Source organism: Acinetobacter sp. ASP199, from assembly GCF_022700675.1.
Classification (GTDB): domain Bacteria; phylum Pseudomonadota; class Gammaproteobacteria; order Pseudomonadales; family Moraxellaceae; genus Acinetobacter.
In genome coordinates, this window is record NZ_CP062182.1 from 1,925,885 (window position 1) to 1,943,572 (window position 17,688).

Here is a 17,688-nt window from a genome sequence, read left to right on the forward strand (position 1 = left end):
TTTCAATATTTTTTATTTTTCAATCTATTAGAATAATTATAAGTATTCATTCTAAGATGGGTCTCATGAAAAAAATAATTTTTGCTTTAGCTGCGACTTCCCTTTCAAATTTTGGCTTTGCCAATCCTTTGAGTGTGCATGTGCTTAATCAGGAAACTGGTCTACCCTCTGCTAATGTCACAGTAACTTTAGAAGCCCAACAAGGTGAAAAATGGGTCAAGCTCAATGAAGCCAAGACAGACAGTAATGGACGGATTAAAGAGTTTTATCCAAAAGATACCGCGCTTCAAAAAGGCATTTATAAAGTGACTTTTAAAACAGGTGACTGGTTTAAGGCAAATAATCAACGGACGTTCTTTCCTGAAGTTCCAGTCGTATTTGTGATTGATGGCAATTTAGAGCACTACCATATTCCACTGTTGTTAAGCTCTTATGGATATTCAACGTATCGGGGGTATTAATTAGAGAAAAGTTATTATCAACTAGAAATGAGCTGATCATAAATAATTTCTCGACCTTCTACTACATGAACAAACGACGTTCCATATCATTCTCTTTTCTACCGATGTAAAGGGTAAAAGTTTCTTTTACCCTATTTCCATATAAATCTTTAAATGAGAGGAACAAAAATATACGGTAAATCATCCCATCTAAGAATTTATCGAAACTAGATATATTCAATATAAAATTAATTTCATGAGTTAAATCTATTGTTAATCTTTTCATCTCATAAACTTCATACTGATATTTTTCATCTGCAAAAATTTTAATATCATACGCATCACCCTTACCTAAATTGCACATACTTAAAAATATATCGAAATAATCATCGTCTTCTTCTGATTCATATTTTCTTATACAGCTTCCTTCTTTAAAACTGAATAATGATCTTGCACTCTGATTTCTATATTCTATTTGCTGAGCTTGAAGTTCAACCATTTTTCTAAATTCTTCTATTTGTAATTGCAATGATTCAGATTGCTGGCTAATGGTCTCAGAATTCTGCTCTAGCTGCTTGCCCTGCTGGACATAGCCTAAAATCAGCCATAAAAATGCAATAGGCGCGACGATTCCTGCAAGAAAATCACCCAATTCATTTAATGATTCGGGACCTTTCAAATTTCCAAAAAACCAAAATAGAAAAATTACAGCTAGCTAGACAACTGTAATTCCAACTCCCCAATTCAGACTTTTCTTATTCATTTTCTTCTAAAAATTAAATCTAAGCTTTGGTTTTACCTGCTTTTTCTTATGTATGCAAACAAGATTTCTGGCTATTCCCTCTTGTCATTATGACTATCCAATGTTATTTATGATTCACATAATTAATATTTTAAATTAAAACGTATCCAAAAAGGAGTTTTGCTATGGATCAGCAAGTTAACCATATGTTTAATCAGGATCAGTTAATTCAGTACCTGGGCGCGCATCTAGTTTCTTATAACCACAACCATGCCAAGATTGAGCTGAAAGTAACTGAGCAACATTTACAGGGACATCAAACCTGCAACGGCGCGGTGATTTTTGCATTGGCTGATGCAGCTTTTGCCATTGCCTGTAACACGGGCGAACATCCGGCAGTCGGTCAACATTGTGGTATTCATTATTTAAAACCAGCTGTACTGGGCGACACCCTTACTGCCGTAGCTGAACATAAAGCGAGTAGCGGTCGCAGTGGCATTTACGATATTCAGATCCTGAATCAGAAAGATCAAATCGTGGCTGAGTTCCGTGGTACTTCGCGACTGATCGTTAAATAATTTTTAAAACTCGAGATAATAAAAAAACCGGTGCATTAACACCGGTTTTTCTTTTTCAGCAATTGCTAAATTAAGCTTTTAACCATTTCTCAGCTTTAGCTTGGTCTTCAACTTTCAGCTCAACTTCGGTCAGCTCAGAACCAGCTGCTTGAACTTCAAACGTCATCAGCTCATCACGACGGAACGCATGGATGATATAAGTTCCTTCCTGCTTCGTATATTTCTCAGCAAGTTTTACTGTTGCTTTCAAACCATCAATCGCAATGATCACATCATTGGCTGACAGGCCGGCTTTCGCAGCGGCACTGTCACGACGAGCCGATTGAACCAATACACCTTCAGGCTTATCTGCTAATTTCAAACCAAATGGCAGAGACTTGTCATTTTTCAGGGTATAGCTCAGACCAAACTCAGGGAATAACTGATCCAGTGGCAATTCTTCTGTAGTATTGATCAGATGGTTGATCTGTTCTAACCAGTTATCACCAGTCAATTCTGCACATAACTCGAAGATAGTACGTTCATTGACCTGAGTGCCATTTTGCGCATTTTCATACAGCTTACGCATCAAAGCATCCAGGCTTGAACCACGTAGACGCAAGCCCAAGTCTAAGCACAACGCCACCAAACAACCTTTGTTGTAGTAGCTGGTGCCGGCATTATTGGAGTTTTCATCCTGACGATAGAATTTCACCCAGGCATCAAAGCTTGACTCAGATACGCTTTGAATGAAGCGACCTGGATTTTGCAAATAACGGTCAATCTGTGCTTTCAACAAAGCAATATATGACTCCTGATTAATCACGCCACTACGTAGCAGAATCAGATCATCATAATAAGAAGTGAAGCCTTCGAAGATCCAAAGTAAAGAGGTATAACCTTCCTGATTCAGATCATAATTTACGAAGTTTTCAGGACGGATAAATTTCACTAACCATGAGTGGAAATATTCATGGCTGCACAGCCCCAGGAAACGTTGATAATCCTTAGATGGCTCTTCCGGCTCGTTGGCTTTCGGCAGATCCTCGCGTGGCGTGATCAGGCTGGTAGAGTTTGGATGTTCCAGACCACCATAACTGTTGCCCGTTGCCATGGTCATGAAGGTATAGTTACTAAATGGCGCTGAACCAAACATGGAAATTTCGGTACTACAGATCTTTTCCAGATCCTGCTGCATACGCTCAGCATTCATGTTGTGTTTGCCAGAAACCACGAACTCATGCGGAATACCATTTGCCTCAAAGCTGAAACGGGTCTGCTCTGCCAGTTCAAATGGTGAATCGATTAGCTCGGCATAATTTTCTGCTTTAAGCGTATAGCGGCCTTTAACCAGGCTTTTAGCTGCCATACCTGTTGCCAACTGGAAATGTTTCAGTTCATCTGGCAGGAAAATTTCGACTTCAATCGCTTTGTTTTCTTGCCCTTCCAGACCTAAACAAGCACAGGCCGGGTTTACATATAAACGTGTTTCATCGACATAAGCACCACGTACAGACAGGTCATAGGCATAGACATCATATTCAACGGTAATCAGCTCATGATCTGTATTAAACAGGCGCCATTTATTCTTTTCAAATTTCTGGATTTTTAGTTGGCGTCCTGCTTCATCAAAGGCTTTCACCCCTTCAATGTGTTTAGAAAATTCACGAATCAGATAACTGCCCGGAATCCACGTTGGCAAAGACAACACCTGTGTAGGGTCTGCTAAAAAGCGAACAGTCACGTGAACAAGATGCTGACGGTAATCGTCAAATTCGATTTGGTAATGCAACATAATGGGCGATTCAAAAGAAATTAAAAAATGTTAAGTCTAAGCTTAACATTTTTTTCCAATACATTGCGGAAGTGTCTTAAATGTCTACAATGAGTAGTAGCCATGACAAAAAAAAAGGCTTAGCATGCCTAAAATTTTTTTGCTCGCCAACGGATTGGTCGAATAAGGAACCCCCTTGAAATTTATCGTCTCACTGATTGCGACATTGTGCCTTTTTATGTCCGCAATGTCGCATGCTGCCCTACTGAATATTAATCCTGAAAGTGTTGAAGCAGAAGCTTGGACCATTCTGGATAGCCAGACCGGCCAGATCATTGCCTCACATAATGAAGGCCTACAACGTGCTCCGGCATCCCTGACCAAGATGATGGTGGCCTATATCACTTTAAAAGAAATTCAGGCAGGAAGATTAAGTAAAAGTGAAATAATTACCGCGACACCAGTCGTGCAAATGGTGATGTGGGATGAATCCCAGATGTACCTGAAAGAAGGCGAACAGATTTCAGTGGATCAGTTATTGGCAGGTCTGATTGTAATGTCTGCCAATGATGCTGCGGTGACTTTGGCTGAAAAAATTTCTGGAAGCGTGCCTCAGTTCGTTGAGCGCATGAACAAGGAAGCACAGGCTTTAGGAATGACCCAGTCTCATTTCCAGAATCCAGCCGGTGTCACCATGCCTGAGCACTACTCCACGGCAGCTGACTTGGCCAAACTGTCTCAAGCCCTAGTCAATGAAACACCAGACTATCTGTACTACTCTAAACAACCGAGCTTCACTTATAACCAGCGTTTTCACCGTGCCACCAATCTATTGCTAAAAATGGACCCAACAGTAGATGGTTTGAAAACTGGTTTTACCCGTGCCGCGGGTTATAACCTTGCCGCAACTGTGATCCGTCCAAGCATGGATATGAATCTGTCTAATCGTCGTTTAATTGTCGTGGTCATGGGAGCTAAAAGCGCTGTGAAACGTGCGGAAGTTGCTCATAAGCTGATGAACCTGGCTTATACCTACACCCGCAATGAAGTAGCGCTCAAAGACAAGCAAGTGCTGGCAGAACTGCCTGTGGTTCAATCTACCCTGAAAATGTTTAAGGTAGAGACCAAAAAGCCTGAATTAATTACCACTTCACTCTATGATCAAAGCTATGCCATTGATCTGAACCAGTTTGATCAAAGCACTCAACGCGTGATGTTAGATACCGGCAATGGCGTTCTGCAAAGTATTGAACCATTACGCGAAACTCAGACTCACCTAAACGTTGAAGTGAGTGAGACCAAACTGACTGCACCGTTAGCCAAAGTCATGCAACTTGCTACCGTCAATGTCTATCAGAATGACCAGTTGATCCGTACCATCCTGATTGAAGATCAGGTTGATATTGAAGAAGCCAATTTCTTTGAAAAGTTCCTGCAATGGTTATTTGGCCTGTTCTCAAGCAGTAGCGCAGACGTTATATTGCATCCAACTGGTAAATAACATCTGAAATAAAAAGGATGGCAATTGTATTAATTAGCCATCCTTTTTTATTGCCTGTATTTCTTTTTAATTCTGCAAGAAATCACTTCCCTAAAGATGTCTTACTTTATATCCTTGAATTGCTACATTTTGTAAGCTGTATAACAATTCTTATCAAGACCCTCGTCTAAGCCTGTCATAGTATGTTTTCGTTCTATTTCATTAAAAAAATAAATAGGTTAATAAGATATGACAGCCCATAAAATTGTGATTGTAGGTGGTGGTGCAGGTGGTCTGGAACTGGCTACCCAGTTAGGACAAAGCTTAGGCAAAAATGGTAAGGCACAGATTACACTGGTCGATCAAAAGCTGACCCATATCTGGAAACCTCTGCTTCACGAAATTGCAGCGGGTACACTCAACCCTCATGAAGAAGAAACCAATTATTTTGTCCATGCCGCAGCAAATCATTATGAATTTGTCTTGGGCACATTTAAAAATATCGATCGTGAAGCCAAACAGATTCTGGTTGAAACCGAATACTTCTCTAAAAAAGCCCAACCCACCAGGAATAAAAGCATTGACTATGACAGCCTGGTGCTTGCCTTAGGCTCGACTTCCAATGACTTTAATACTGAAGGGGTCAAACAGTTCTGTCATTTCCTCGACAGCCGCGAACAGGCGGATATTTTCCAGCAAGACCTGCTGCATCTTTACTTAAATGCCCAGCATGAAGCTGATCGTCGTGAACTGAAAATTGCCATTATTGGTGCAGGTGCGACAGGCGTTGAACTGGCAGCAGAACTGGTTTCAGCCAAAAATAATTTTCATAAATATGGCTTAAACAGGATTGATCCGAATCAGGTCAAAATCACCCTGATTGAAGCTGCGGACCGTATTCTTCCTGCCCTGTCTCTCAAATTTGCTGAGCAAACGATGAAGCAGCTGAAACAGCTAGGTATTGAAATACTGACTCAACATCGTGTGGCTAAAGTAGATGAAGATCACATTCATTTTGCGGATGGTTCAAGTCTGGAAGCAGAAGTAAAAGTCTGGGCAGCTGGGATCAAGGCACCTGAGATACTCACTCAACTTGAAGGACTGGAAAGAGACAACATTCATCGCCTTAAAGTTTATGCGACATTGCAAACGACCGCAGATCCAAATATTTTTGCCTTTGGAGATTGTGCACATTGCCAACCTAGCGCCAATGAACCCGTTCTGGGACCACGTGCACAGGTTGCCAGCCAGCAGGCCAGCTTCCTTGCCAATTCTTTGCGCCTACGCGTTAATGGTGAGACGCAGTTACCAATGTTCGCCTTCTCGGATAAAGGCTCGCTAGTGTCCCTAAGTGAAAATAAAGCCGTAGGTGAATTACTAGGTCAGGTCAATGTACAGGGCTTTGTCGCCAAGTCGATGTATGTTTCATTATACCGGCTGCATCAGGCCACGATCTTGGGCTATACTCAGGCTGGGGTACTGACGGTAAAGGACTTCGTTACAAGAAAAATCTCGCCGAAGATAAAATTGCATTGAAATTTACAGATGCGTCCCCATCTATGAAAAAATCAGCATTTATATAGGGAAATTGCATTTTTTTTGCTAATTTTAGTCTACAAAAACTCAATTTCACTTTATGATGTATCTCTTAAAAAATTTGATTGGATCAATATCATGACTGCAGTTGCAAATGACCTCGTGGTTTCTTTCCACTACACATTGACTAACGCAGAGGGTGAAACTCTCGATAAATCTCAAGGTGAACCACTTGCATATTTGCATGGTGCAGGCAACATCATTCCTGGCCTTGAAAATGCACTACTTGGTAAAACTGTAGGCGACAAATTCACTGTAACTGTTCCAGCAGCTGAAGGCTATGGCGAATACAACCCAGAACTAGTACAAGAAGTTCCTGCGAAAATGTTCCAAGGCGTGGACAACATCCAACCTGGTATGCAATTCCAGGCTCAAACTGATGACGGCGTTCAAATCGTAACTGTTAAAGCAGTTGAAGGTGAAAACGTTGTTGTTGATGCGAACTTCCCACTTGCTGGCCAAGACCTGACTTTCGACGTTGAAATCGTAGAAATCCGTGAAGCTTCTCAAGAAGAACTTGACCACGGTCACGTACACGGTGCAGGCGGTCACCACCACTAAGATCGATTGATCTCAAGTGTAAAAAGGCAAAGTGAAAACTTTGCCTTTTTTGTTGCCTGTATATTTTATTCAGGCATAAAAAAGCAGAGCCTCTGCCCTGCTTTTTTATGATTCAAGCAATGATTATTTACGTTGATTATAAATCTGCATTGCAGCTGGCAGATTTTGACGCATTGCAGCAATACGCTGGCTGCTTGAGGGGTGAGTCGATAAGAACGCCACACCACTGCTTGTTTGCTTACTCATTTTTTCCCACAGGGTAATGGCAGCATTTGGATTATAACCAGCACGCGCCATCAACATTAAGCCACCTTGGTCTGCACGACTTTCCAGGTTACGTGAGTATGGTAGACCAATACCAATCTGGCTGCCCAGCTGTGCAGCTGCTGCACCACCCTGACCCACACCTGCCGCACTCAGGCCAACACCTAGTGCCAGATCAGTCAATGCCTGGGCACCAATCTTCTGTTTAGAATGCTCTTCTAGCGCATGCACCATTTCATGCCCCATAATTGCAGCAATTTCGGCATCAGTGAGGTTAAGTTTGTCTACGATCCCCGTATAGAAAACGACCTTTCCACCCGGTGCGACATAGGCATTCACTTGATTGCTCTTCAACACTGCCAACTGCCATTGGAAACGCGTACCCGTTTGGTTCATTTGGTCTGCATAGGGACGTAATTTATTGAAAACCGCATTAATACGACGATAAGTCGTAGATGAAGTATCCAAGGTATTATTGTTACGAGCTTCTTGCACCGTTTTATTAAAGCCCTGAGTTGCAACTGCATTCAAAGTTTCAGTATTCGCCCCTGCCATATCTGCAACAGTGGTACAACCCGAAAGTGTCACTGCTGCTGCAGCACATGCACCCAGTAAAAATTTATTTTTCATTGTCAATCTCCACCTTACATCCGAAGGTTAACTCAATTGCCGAAATTATAAATGAAATGTGGATGTATCATGTACGTGTAATTGCTTCATCTTGATATTAATTTTGTAATTATTTCAGCAAACTTAGCTGGTAAATTGAATCAATAACCAATACACCAAGCACAAAATATTTAACCCCAGATAGACTTGTGACACCGTCTCCAGTTTTGCATCTAACTTCTCATCTCGACGTTTAAAAAATAGATAAGCATTCTGAATCAAAATAATCGGCACTAAAATGCAGGCAATAATGACACTCAGCCCAATCAAAGCACTAAAGATAAGTTCAGGATTTTGGGTTTGTTCGCGAATAATCATCATCGCAATGGTCGGTGCCCCACCCATCGCAAACAATAAGGAGTAAAACATCGTTCCTGCAATATTCTTATGCATCCTGCACACTCTGTTGTTTTCTTTGTTTTTATTCTAACAAGCACCATGCCTAAGCACAGTGCTTATTTTTGCAACTTTAGTCGTGTAAATTATTTTTCAGTTCTACTTACGCGGTTTATAAAGAGCCATTGCTTCAGGCATTAACTTTTGCAAGCCCGCGATACGATCATTGTTTGAAGGATGCGTCGATGTAAACTTCATCAGTGGATTATTACCACTACTATTGATTGCATTCATTTTCTGCCAAAGCGTCACTGCAGCATTTGGGTTATAACCGGCTTTCGCCATGAGCATTAGCCCCCCCCTTATCTGCACGGCTCTCCAAGTTACGTGAAAATGGTAGACCTACACCATATTTCGCCCCCATATCCAACAGTAGACCACCATAGCCACCCGCAGATTGACCTACATATTTTGCCCCATAACTTACTGCTAAATCCGTTAAGGCTTGTGCACCCACCTTATTTTTTGAGTGTTCTTCTAAGGCATGCACCATCTCATGCCCCATAATCGCAGCAACCTCATCATTCGTAAGTTTCAATGTTTCCACAATACCGGTATAAAAGACCACCTTTCCGCCTGGTGCAACATAGGCATTAATTTCTTTTGATTTAATCACAGCCACTTGCCAATCAAACTGATGTCCAGTTGTATTAAGGGCATCTGCATGACTTCTCATTTTGACAAATATATGATTTACTTTTTTATAGGTAGCAGAACTGGTATCTAAAATTTGCTTTTGCTTAGCTTCATTCAGCATTTGATTGTAGTTTTGTGCCGCATTCAAATTGAGCGTCGCCGAATCTGCACCTAAAACATCTGCAACTGTTGTACATCCACTTAACGCCGTTACAACCCTCAAATACCCCTAAAATGTTTTTATATTTCATAACCTTCTCAATAATATTCAGTTTATAAGATGATAATGTGTTTTGCTTTTTGCACAATCACTTTATGTGACATATCCAATAAAAAAACCCTGTGAAATTCACAGGGTTTTTCTCATTTTCAGCTTAAAGGATTAAGCGTCAAACGGGTGACGAAGAACAATTGTTTCTTCACGGTCTGGACCCGTTGAAATGATGTCGATTGGACATTCAATCAATTGCTCAAGACGTTTCACATAATTAATTGCAGCTTGTGGCAATTGATCTAGTGATTTGGCACCGAAAGTCGACTCAGACCAGCCTGGCATAGTTTCGTAGATCGGTTTTAAAGTTTCGAATGCAAGCGCATCAGAAGAACCTACACAACCAGAATCCGCAGCTTCGTAACCTACACAGATTTTCACTTCTTCTAAACCGTCAAGAACGTCAAGTTTAGTCAAGCAAATACCAGAAAGTGAGTTTACTTCTACTGAACGACGCAGGATTTCAGCATCGAACCAGCCACAACGACGTTGACGGCCAGTAGACGCACCAAATTCTGAACCAACAGTACCGAGGTGTTTACCAATCGCATCACCCACGTCATTTGCAGCGTCATATACCAACTCAGTTGGGAATGGACCAGCACCAACACGTGTTGTATATGCTTTAGTAATACCCAATACATAGTCAAGGTGTAATGGACCAAGACCTGAACCTGAGCTTACGCCACCAGCAGTTGTATTTGAAGAAGTCACGTACGGATATGTACCGTGGTCAACATCAAGAAGTGAACCTTGAGCGCCTTCAAACATGATGTTATCACCGTTTTTACGGTACTTATGAAGCTCACCTGTAACGTCAACAACAAGTGGTGCAACCACTTTACGCCATTGATCACAAAGTGCAAGTACGTCTTCTAATTTAACTGCTTCTACGCCGTAGAATTGAGTTAACTGGAAGTTATGGTACTCAAGAAGCTCAGTTAACTGTGCTTTAAGATGTTCACCACCACGTACAAGGTCCGCAACACGGATTGCACGACGAGCAACTTTATCTTCATAAGCAGGACCGATACCACGACCAGTCGTACCAATTTTTGCATTACCACGTTTGATTTCACGTGCTTGGTCAAGTGCAATGTGGTTCGGAAGAATAAGTGGACAGTTTGGAGAAATACGTAAACGTTCTTTAACTGGCACGCCTTCTTTTTCAAGAATGTCCATCTCTTTGATGAGCGCTTCAGGTGAAAGAACCACACCGTTACCAATTAAGCACAATACGTTTTCACGTAAAATACCCGATGGAATGAGGTGTAATACAGTTTTCTTACCACCAACTACAAGTGTATGACCTGCGTTATGTCCGCCTTGATAACGAACAACCGCTGCCGCTTGATCTGTGAGCAGGTCAACGATTTTACCCTTACCTTCGTCGCCCCATTGGGTACCAAGTACCACAACATTCTTGCCCATAATAGCCTCATTACATCATGCTGTTAAAGTTGAAAAGCTAGGCCCAGCGACATGAATACTGAGCCTGACCATTAAATTGTTTTGACTGTCCACTCACCGTCAACATTCACCAGCTGGTGAGTTGCATACGGTACCGAGTTTAAACCATCATTGCCTAATAACTGAATTACACTTGCGCCTTGTGCACGTGTTGCCTGAATCGCATCAAGCAAAGCAGCATCATTGCCTTTAGGTGCAACAATAATCTGTGTAGTTTCAAACTTGCCAGCGCTCAATGAGTACAAGTCACAAGAGAAACCGGTTGCAGGACGGGCACGACCAAAATGTTCACCAATACCGTCATAACGACCACCTTGTGCCAGTGGTGCAGCACGGTTTGGTGCATACACGGCATACATCAGGCCAGTGTGATAATGGTAAGAACGCAGCTCAACGACATCGACACCAATTTCCAGATTCGGCCAGCGTGCCTGAATTTCCTGTTGAGTGGTGATCAATGCATCTAGTGCCTGTTTAAAGTCTGGGTTTGCCAGTACTTCAGCACTGAGTTGAGTTTGTAATGCATTCAAGTCACTTGCATAGCGACCCAATACATAGAAATCATGACCCTCATTCAATGTTGCTGTGAACTCTTGCAGTTCTGGCAAAGCTTTACGCTGATACAGATCAGACAATTGACGTTCAGCGGCTTTGCTTAAGCCTGCTTGAGCAACCAGACTACGGAACAGACCGACATGCCCCAGGTCAAGGTGAATGCCATCTGCCAGACCAGATTCCTGGATCAGACTCACCATCAGGTCAATCATTTCTACATCGGCATCAATACTGTCTGAACCGAATAATTCAGCACCCAGCTGCAGCGGTGCACGCGTGGTGTTAAAACCCTGCGGTTTGGTATGTAAAACCGTACCTGCATAGCAGTAACGAGCCACACCTTCCACTGGATGTACATGCGCATCGATACGCGCCACTTGTGGTGTCATATCGGCACGCACACCAAGCAAACGGCCAGAAAGCTGGTCGATCACTTTAAAAGTGGCTAAGTCTAAATCCTGATTCGATTCTGAGAGAGAAGATAGAGATTCGATGTATTCAATGAATGGCGTGTACACCAGCTGATAACCTCGAGATGCGAGGAAATCCAGTGATTTACGACGCAAATGCTCGATGACTTGCGCTTGTTCTGGTAATACATCAGCTACACCATCAGGTAATAACCATGTCTCTGAAATGGGCATGTTGTAAACCTAAATTCTTGTCAGCGCGGAACAAATCCGCATAAAAAAATCGGGAACACACCCGATTTCTCCTAGTCTAGCACGATAGTTTTAGCTGTGCATCGCAAATTTTACAAATTTCACTTTCTGCTTAAATTAATCACAGTTTTAAAAAAAGGTTTAAAATAGTTGGCCATTTTTTGCCATTTCAAACCAAATAACCTTAGAGTAGAATCCTGATTTTATTTGTTTTTATAAAATTGGGGGCTCATATGTCAGCGAAGTTTATTTCAGGCCTACTCTGCTGCACACTCATTCTACCTTTAGCTGCATGTGAGCAAAAAAATACCGCTCAAGTACAGCAATCTGCTCAACAAAGCCATCCCGAGACAACAAACACTCCTGAAAAGCCAATTGTTTGGCCTGAGCAAGATGAGACTAAAACCGGCACACCGGTCTTAGGTTTTAAACTTGGGGACTCCACCTATACCTCGGTGACTCGCACACTTTCAGGGTGGGATGAGCTCGGCATCAACAGTTACAGCCAAGGCAAAATGATCGCAACCAATGGGAATGGTTATGGAGTCGATCGTCTGACCAAAGTGACTTATATTTTTGATCAAAATGAAACCTTACAAGCGATTCTGATGCAAATAGATAACCGCGATGCCAAAATGGGCAATGAAGGCTTTAAAAAGTTTAAAGGCTATATTGAGCAACGTGGTTATAAACGGATAAGCAACCAAGAACCTTTCGTCGGCAACCAATATGCCGAATATGTAACACCAAATGGTGACGTGATTGAACTCAGTGCACCCCATATGAGTTTCGATCTCAGGATCGACTATCAGACTGCAGCATTTATGAAAACGTTTAATACCCAGCAGCAACAACAAAAAACTGAACAAACCCAAACAGAAGCGGCACAATTTTAAAGCATAAGCCACACCTGAGACAGCTGCTACAACATGATCTCAGGTGTATTCGCCGATTCAGCTCATCATGTTATTTTTTCTGATCGACAACTTGAGCAAGTAGTCCGACTAACTCTGCATTCTGTAATTCGACCTGTTTTAACTTGGTGGTGGTCTGGTCCAGCACTTCTTGCTGTACATGCATTTTCTTCGCCAGATCCTGCATGATTTCCAGGGTTTTTTTCAGATTATCTTCCAGATTTGCGACCTTTTGCTCGACCGCAACACCCTCCAGCTCAGAACCAGTTTCAGCCTGATTGAACTGCAGCCAGATCAGGAAAATCACTGCCAGCGTCAGGAGTGTAATAAAGCCCCACATTAATAACATTGCTTTTGCTCTTCTAGTTAGTCGCCTGAGTTTTATCTTAATCAAAAAAACAGGCGATATTGTAACGATTTTATCAGAATGCCAGCACCAGATATCGACAGGCAAAGCAGATTAATTTTCCTTATACATCAATATACTTAAGAATAAAATTCACTTAAGCCAAAGATTAGAGCGGTTTATGTATTAAAGGAATGACATAAATCTAGTAAACGGTTGGCATAACCCCATTCATTATCATACCAGGCAAATACTTTGGCCTGCTTGCCTACTACCATGGTCTGGGTCATATCCACAATCAATGAATACGGCGAATGATTAAAATCTGAAGATACCAAAGGCTCATCCGTGATCGACATAATCTCAGCATAGTCCTGAGCTGCTGCTTTGGTTAGGACGTCATTCAACTGATGATCGGTAATATTGGCTTGAGTCACAAAGGTTAAGTCAATCGCTGCTACATTAATCGTCGGTACACGGATCGAATAGCCATCAATGCGGTTTTCCATTTTCGGCATGACACGCTTTAGAGCACCCAGAGCAGAAGATGTTGTTGGAATAATATTTTGTCCCGAAGCTCGGGCACGACGTAAGTCACGATGGGCATGATCTAAGACTGATTGATCCGCAGTGACCGCATGGATTTCTGTCATTAGCGCGGTATCAATACCAAACGCATCATCAATGATTTTAACCAGTGGTACTAATGCCTGAGTGGTACAGGATACGCTGGAAATAATCTGATCACTGTCTTTCACATCATTATGGTTCACACCATACACAATTGCAGCATCCACACTGTCAAACGGTGCTGCACCAATAATCACGCGTTTCGCACCAGCAGTAATATGCTGGGTTGCTGCTTCGCGGGAACGGAATAAACCGGTACATTCAAGTACCACATCAACATTCAGTTCCTGCCATGGCATCTGAGCCGGATTGGCTTGACGCAGAACTTCGACTTTTAAACTGGCACCCTGATAGGATACATGCAGATAAGCACGCTCCTGTTCATAGCTGAGATCAACCTGCCCCGGAAAACGGCCATGCGTGGTATCGTACCTAAATAGATGCAACAAGGTTTCTACATCAGCAATGTCGTTAATGGCAACGATGTCAAAATTAAAATCTTTCGGATTTTCAAACCATGCACGCAACACATTGCGCCCGATTCTCCCAAAACCATTAATTGCGATACGTTGCATCGACATTCCCTTAAGCAGCATAAAACTTTGAGTGCCCTATATTAATGGAATTATGCAGCTGACTGATAACTATTCAGCCAAATCCCTTAAAATTTACACAGCATGTCCAATATTTCACCGAATAATTCATGTTTTATAACGGTGAATATTCTCTTTAACCCTGATAGATTTTCAATAAATTGCTGTTCTGACAATAGCTTTTGATTTTACAGGTCATTTTATGAAATTTACCTATATTCATTCCTTAGAGTTTTATGATCTATAAATATGAAAATCATTGGTCGAACAGGCATTTTCCGTTATAATTTGGCGTTTTTAAAAATTTAAGCCCGCATTGCAGCAAAGAACCAACCTTCTTGTCAGACTGCCTTGCTTTTGCCAAATCGGAAATTATGGAGTGACTTGGTTGTGAGTACTCGTTTTATGACATCAGCTGAAATTCGCGAAGCTTTTTTAAGCTACTTTGAATCGCAAGGGCATACACGTGTCGCGTCGAGTTCTCTGGTTCCTGCCAATGACCCAACATTATTGTTTACCAATGCTGGTATGAACCAGTTTAAAGACTGCTTCCTGGGTCTGGAAAAACGCGATTATGTACGTGCTACATCTTCACAAAAATGCGTACGCGCAGGCGGTAAGCACAACGACTTAGATAACGTTGGCTACACAGCTCGTCACCATACATTCTTTGAAATGTTAGGTAACTTCTCGTTTGGCGATTACTTCAAACGTGATGCGATCAAATTTGCCTGGGACTTTTTAACCTCTGAGCAATGGTTAGGTCTTCCAAAAGATAAACTTTATGCCACTGTTTACCATACAGACGACGAAGCATTTGATATCTGGAACAAAGAAATCGGGCTAGATGCGTCTCGCATTATTCGTATTGGTGACAACAAAGGCGGTCAATACGCATCAGATAACTTCTGGGCAATGGGTGACACAGGTCCTTGTGGTCCTTGTTCTGAAATCTTCTTTGACCATGGCGATCACATTTGGGGTGGCTTACCAGGCACACCTGAAGAAGATGGCGACCGTTTCATTGAAATCTGGAACAACGTATTCATGCAGTTTAACCGTACTGCTGATGGCGTACTCCACCCTCTTCCAGCACCTTCTGTAGATACAGGTATGGGCTTAGAGCGTATTTCGGCTGTTTTACAACACGTAAACTCAAACTACGAAATCGATCTATTCCAACACTTGCTTAAAGCAGCTGCGGAAATTATTGGTTTAGATACTTCTGAACTTGAAGCAAAAGCGCAAGCAGAAGGCAAACCAGTTGAATACCCTGCTTCACTTAAAGTGGTTGCGGATCATGCACGTTCATGTTCATTCTTGATCGCTGATGGCGTAAACCCTTCTAATGAAGGCCGTGGTTATGTACTACGTCGTATCATCCGCCGTGCAGTTCGTCACGGTAACAAATTGGGTGCGACAGGCTCATTCTTCCACAAAATGTTGAAGCCTTTAATTGAAGTGATGGGCGCAGCTTATCCTGAACTTGAAGCGCAACAAGCCCGTATCGAAGCTCAACTTCTAAAAGAAGAAGAACAATTTGCTAAAACACTTGAGCAAGGTCTTAAATTGCTTGAAGGCGAATTGGCAAACTTAAAAGGTTCTGTGATTCCAGGTGAAGTTGTATTCAAACTGTATGACACTTACGGCTTCCCGACTGACCTTACAGCTGACATTGCACGTGAACGTGATTTAACCATTGACGAAGCTGGCTTTGAAACTGAAATGGCTGCGCAACGTCAACGCGCACGTGATGCAGGTAAATTCGCAATCGACTACAACTCAGTTGTTAAAGTTGAAGGTGAAACTCAGTTTGATGGTTATGACGCAACTACTGGTGAAGGTCAAATCATCGCAATCTATAAAGATGGCGAGCAAGTTGATGAAGTGGTTGAAGGCGACGAAGCACTCATCGTACTGAACCAAACACCTTTCTATGCAGAAAGTGGTGGTCAAATCGGTGATACAGGTATCTTCAAAAACGATACCGGTATTTTCGAAGTTCAAGATACCAAGAAATCTGGTGGCGCATTCGTTCACCAAGGTATCGTGACCATGGGTAACCTCAAAGTTACTCAAAATGTGGAAGCTACTGTTAAAGCAGACATTCGTGCAGCGACTGCTCGTAACCACTCTGCAACGCATCTTCTACATGCTGCTCTTCGTCAAATCCTTGGCGAACACGTACAGCAAAAAGGCTCATTGGTTGCATCTGACGTTTTACGTTTCGACTTTGCCAATGACCAACCTGTTACATTTGAACAGCTTCAAGAAATTGAACGTCTTGTAAATGCTGAAGTGATTGCCAACACTGCAGTTTCAACTGAACTTCTAGACATCGAATCTGCGAAAGCAAAAGGCGCGATGATGCTGTTCGGTGAGAAATACGGTGAAGAAGTTCGCGTACTTTCAATGGGTTCAATCATTGAAGAGAAAAACTTCTCAATCGAGCTGTGTGGCGGTATTCACGTAAAACGTACAGGTGACATCGGTCTGTTTAAAATCACCTCTGAAGGTGGTGTAGCAGCAGGTGTACGTCGTATAGAAGCAGTGACTGGTACAAAAGCGATTGAAGTTGCTCAAAAAGCCGATCGTGACATCAATACCATCAATGGCTTGTTGAAAGCACAAAAAGATCAAACTTTAGAAAAAGTTGAAGCGATTGTTGAGACAGCGTCTAGCTTGCAAAAACAAATCGAACAACTGAATCAAAAATTGGCGAGCCTGCAAGCAGGTGAACTTTTAAACCAAGTTCAAGAAATTGCAGGCCGTCAAACATTGATCACGACTGTTCAGGGGATGGATGCGAAAGCACTGCGCAACCTGCACGACGGTGTGAAATCGAAATTAGAAAATGCAGTGATTGTTCTTGCAGGTGTAGAGGGTGACAAGGTGAGCTTGATTGCATCTGTAGCGAAAGACTTTACTGCTTCTATTAAAGCGGGTGACATCATCAAACACTTGGCAGCTGAGCTGGGTGGTAAAGGTGGTGGTAAACCTGACTTGGCACAAGGTGGCGCGCCACTTAACGAGAAGTTTGCTCCAGTAATGGCTGATTTAGCAGCTTGGCTTGAAGCAAAATAAAAACTTCATTTTGTGTAACTGACCCTGATCGGAAAATCAGGGTCATGG

Annotated in this window: 15 protein-coding genes and 1 pseudogene; 7 read left to right on the top strand and 9 right to left on the bottom strand. The window is 42.2% G+C overall.

What is annotated here, in order from left to right; all coding sequences use genetic code 11:
* Window positions 1–65: 65 nt before the first annotated feature.
* Window positions 66–461 carry a hydroxyisourate hydrolase gene (uraH, locus tag IHE35_RS09090; protein ID WP_242787095.1) on the top strand — a complete coding sequence of 132 codons (396 nt, stop codon included), beginning with the start codon at window positions 66–68 and terminating at the stop codon, window positions 459–461.
* Between the two features lie 61 nt (window positions 462–522).
* On the opposite strand, the gene IHE35_RS09095 is transcribed toward uraH, so the two are convergent.
* The gene (locus IHE35_RS09095) at window positions 523–1,119 is read right to left on the bottom strand and encodes a hypothetical protein (protein WP_242787096.1); all 597 of its coding nucleotides are present in this window, start codon (window positions 1,117–1,119) and stop codon (window positions 523–525) included.
* A 248-nt stretch (window positions 1,120–1,367) separates the two neighbouring features.
* On the opposite strand from IHE35_RS09095, the gene paaI reads away from it, so the two are divergent.
* The gene (gene paaI, locus IHE35_RS09100) at window positions 1,368–1,760 is read left to right on the top strand and encodes a hydroxyphenylacetyl-CoA thioesterase PaaI (RefSeq protein ID WP_242787097.1); all 393 of its coding nucleotides are present in this window, start codon (window positions 1,368–1,370) and stop codon (window positions 1,758–1,760) included.
* Between the two features lie 70 nt (window positions 1,761–1,830).
* Here paaI and IHE35_RS09105 read toward each other — a convergent pair whose 3' ends face one another.
* Window positions 1,831–3,534: a M61 family peptidase gene (locus IHE35_RS09105; protein WP_242787098.1), complete on the bottom strand. Its 1,704-nt coding sequence runs from the start codon at window positions 3,532–3,534 to the stop codon at window positions 1,831–1,833.
* Window positions 3,535–3,709: 175 nt separating this feature from the next.
* Between IHE35_RS09105 and IHE35_RS09110 the strand changes: the two genes are divergently transcribed.
* The 3 genes from IHE35_RS09110 (at window position 3,710) to slyD (ending at window position 7,150) form a co-directional block, all read left to right on the top strand.
* Window positions 3,710–5,014 (top strand): D-alanyl-D-alanine carboxypeptidase PBP6B, encoded by a 1,305-nt coding sequence (locus IHE35_RS09110; RefSeq protein ID WP_242787099.1) that lies wholly within the window; start codon window positions 3,710–3,712, stop codon window positions 5,012–5,014.
* Window positions 5,015–5,242: 228 nt separating this feature from the next.
* Window positions 5,243–6,529 carry an NAD(P)/FAD-dependent oxidoreductase gene (locus IHE35_RS09115; RefSeq protein WP_242787100.1) on the top strand — a complete coding sequence of 429 codons (1,287 nt, stop codon included), beginning with the start codon at window positions 5,243–5,245 and terminating at the stop codon, window positions 6,527–6,529.
* Window positions 6,530–6,667: 138 nt separating this feature from the next.
* Window positions 6,668–7,150 carry a peptidylprolyl isomerase gene (slyD, locus tag IHE35_RS09120; RefSeq protein WP_004892585.1) on the top strand — a complete coding sequence of 161 codons (483 nt, stop codon included), beginning with the start codon at window positions 6,668–6,670 and terminating at the stop codon, window positions 7,148–7,150.
* A gap of 123 nt (window positions 7,151–7,273) precedes the next feature.
* Here the strand turns inward: slyD and IHE35_RS09125 are convergent, their stop codons facing one another.
* The 5 genes and pseudogenes from IHE35_RS09125 to IHE35_RS09145 form a co-directional block, all read right to left on the bottom strand.
* Window positions 7,274–8,044 carry a M48 family metalloprotease gene (locus IHE35_RS09125; protein WP_242787101.1) on the bottom strand — a complete coding sequence of 257 codons (771 nt, stop codon included), beginning with the start codon at window positions 8,042–8,044 and terminating at the stop codon, window positions 7,274–7,276.
* Between the two features lie 123 nt (window positions 8,045–8,167).
* Window positions 8,168–8,476 (bottom strand): hypothetical protein, encoded by a 309-nt coding sequence (locus tag IHE35_RS09130; protein ID WP_242787102.1) that lies wholly within the window; start codon window positions 8,474–8,476, stop codon window positions 8,168–8,170.
* A 102-nt stretch (window positions 8,477–8,578) separates the two neighbouring features.
* Window positions 8,579–9,338, bottom strand: a pseudogene (locus tag IHE35_RS09135) (M48 family metallopeptidase).
* Window positions 9,339–9,497: 159 nt separating this feature from the next.
* Window positions 9,498–10,817 carry an adenylosuccinate synthase gene (locus IHE35_RS09140; protein ID WP_242787103.1) on the bottom strand — a complete coding sequence of 440 codons (1,320 nt, stop codon included), beginning with the start codon at window positions 10,815–10,817 and terminating at the stop codon, window positions 9,498–9,500.
* A gap of 71 nt (window positions 10,818–10,888) precedes the next feature.
* The gene (locus IHE35_RS09145) at window positions 10,889–12,055 is read right to left on the bottom strand and encodes an ATP phosphoribosyltransferase regulatory subunit (protein ID WP_242787104.1); all 1,167 of its coding nucleotides are present in this window, start codon (window positions 12,053–12,055) and stop codon (window positions 10,889–10,891) included.
* A gap of 251 nt (window positions 12,056–12,306) precedes the next feature.
* On the opposite strand from IHE35_RS09145, the gene IHE35_RS09150 reads away from it, so the two are divergent.
* Window positions 12,307–12,969, top strand: coding sequence for a hypothetical protein (locus IHE35_RS09150; protein ID WP_242787105.1), 663 nt, complete (start codon window positions 12,307–12,309; stop codon window positions 12,967–12,969).
* Window positions 12,970–13,039: 70 nt separating this feature from the next.
* On the opposite strand, the gene IHE35_RS09155 is transcribed toward IHE35_RS09150, so the two are convergent.
* Together IHE35_RS09155 and IHE35_RS09160 are read right to left on the bottom strand one after the other, a co-directional pair.
* Window positions 13,040–13,336: a hypothetical protein gene (locus IHE35_RS09155; RefSeq protein ID WP_242787106.1), complete on the bottom strand. Its 297-nt coding sequence runs from the start codon at window positions 13,334–13,336 to the stop codon at window positions 13,040–13,042.
* Between the two features lie 176 nt (window positions 13,337–13,512).
* Complete coding sequence (locus IHE35_RS09160) at window positions 13,513–14,538, bottom strand: type I glyceraldehyde-3-phosphate dehydrogenase (RefSeq protein ID WP_242787107.1); 1,026 nt, start codon at window positions 14,536–14,538, stop codon at window positions 13,513–13,515.
* Between the two features lie 408 nt (window positions 14,539–14,946).
* Here IHE35_RS09160 and alaS point away from each other — a divergent pair, with 408 nt between their 5' ends.
* The gene (alaS, locus tag IHE35_RS09165; protein ID WP_242787108.1) at window positions 14,947–17,640 is read left to right on the top strand and encodes an alanine--tRNA ligase; all 2,694 of its coding nucleotides are present in this window, start codon (window positions 14,947–14,949) and stop codon (window positions 17,638–17,640) included.
* Window positions 17,641–17,688 lie beyond the last annotated feature (48 nt).

Bases quoted from the DNA above. Each gene is read 5' to 3' on its own strand.
- IHE35_RS09140 (WP_242787103.1), bottom strand. From the start codon at position 10,817: ATGGGCAAGAATGTTGTGGTACTTGGTACCCAATGGGGCGACGAAGGT.
- IHE35_RS09145 (WP_242787104.1), bottom strand. From the start codon at position 12,055: ATGCCCATTTCAGAGACATGGTTATTACCTGATGGTGTAGCTGATGTA.
- IHE35_RS09155 (WP_242787106.1), bottom strand. From the start codon at position 13,336: ATGTTATTAATGTGGGGCTTTATTACACTCCTGACGCTGGCAGTGATT.
- slyD (WP_004892585.1), top strand. From the start codon at position 6,668: ATGACTGCAGTTGCAAATGACCTCGTGGTTTCTTTCCACTACACATTG.
- IHE35_RS09150 (WP_242787105.1), top strand. From the start codon at position 12,307: ATGTCAGCGAAGTTTATTTCAGGCCTACTCTGCTGCACACTCATTCTA.
- IHE35_RS09130 (WP_242787102.1), bottom strand. From the start codon at position 8,476: ATGCATAAGAATATTGCAGGAACGATGTTTTACTCCTTATTGTTTGCG.
- IHE35_RS09115 (WP_242787100.1), top strand. From the start codon at position 5,243: ATGACAGCCCATAAAATTGTGATTGTAGGTGGTGGTGCAGGTGGTCTG.
- IHE35_RS09160 (WP_242787107.1), bottom strand. From the start codon at position 14,538: ATGCAACGTATCGCAATTAATGGTTTTGGGAGAATCGGGCGCAATGTG.
- IHE35_RS09105 (WP_242787098.1), bottom strand. From the start codon at position 3,534: ATGTTGCATTACCAAATCGAATTTGACGATTACCGTCAGCATCTTGTT.
- IHE35_RS09125 (WP_242787101.1), bottom strand. From the start codon at position 8,044: ATGAAAAATAAATTTTTACTGGGTGCATGTGCTGCAGCAGCAGTGACA.
- paaI (WP_242787097.1), top strand. From the start codon at position 1,368: ATGGATCAGCAAGTTAACCATATGTTTAATCAGGATCAGTTAATTCAG.
- uraH (WP_242787095.1), top strand. From the start codon at position 66: ATGAAAAAAATAATTTTTGCTTTAGCTGCGACTTCCCTTTCAAATTTT.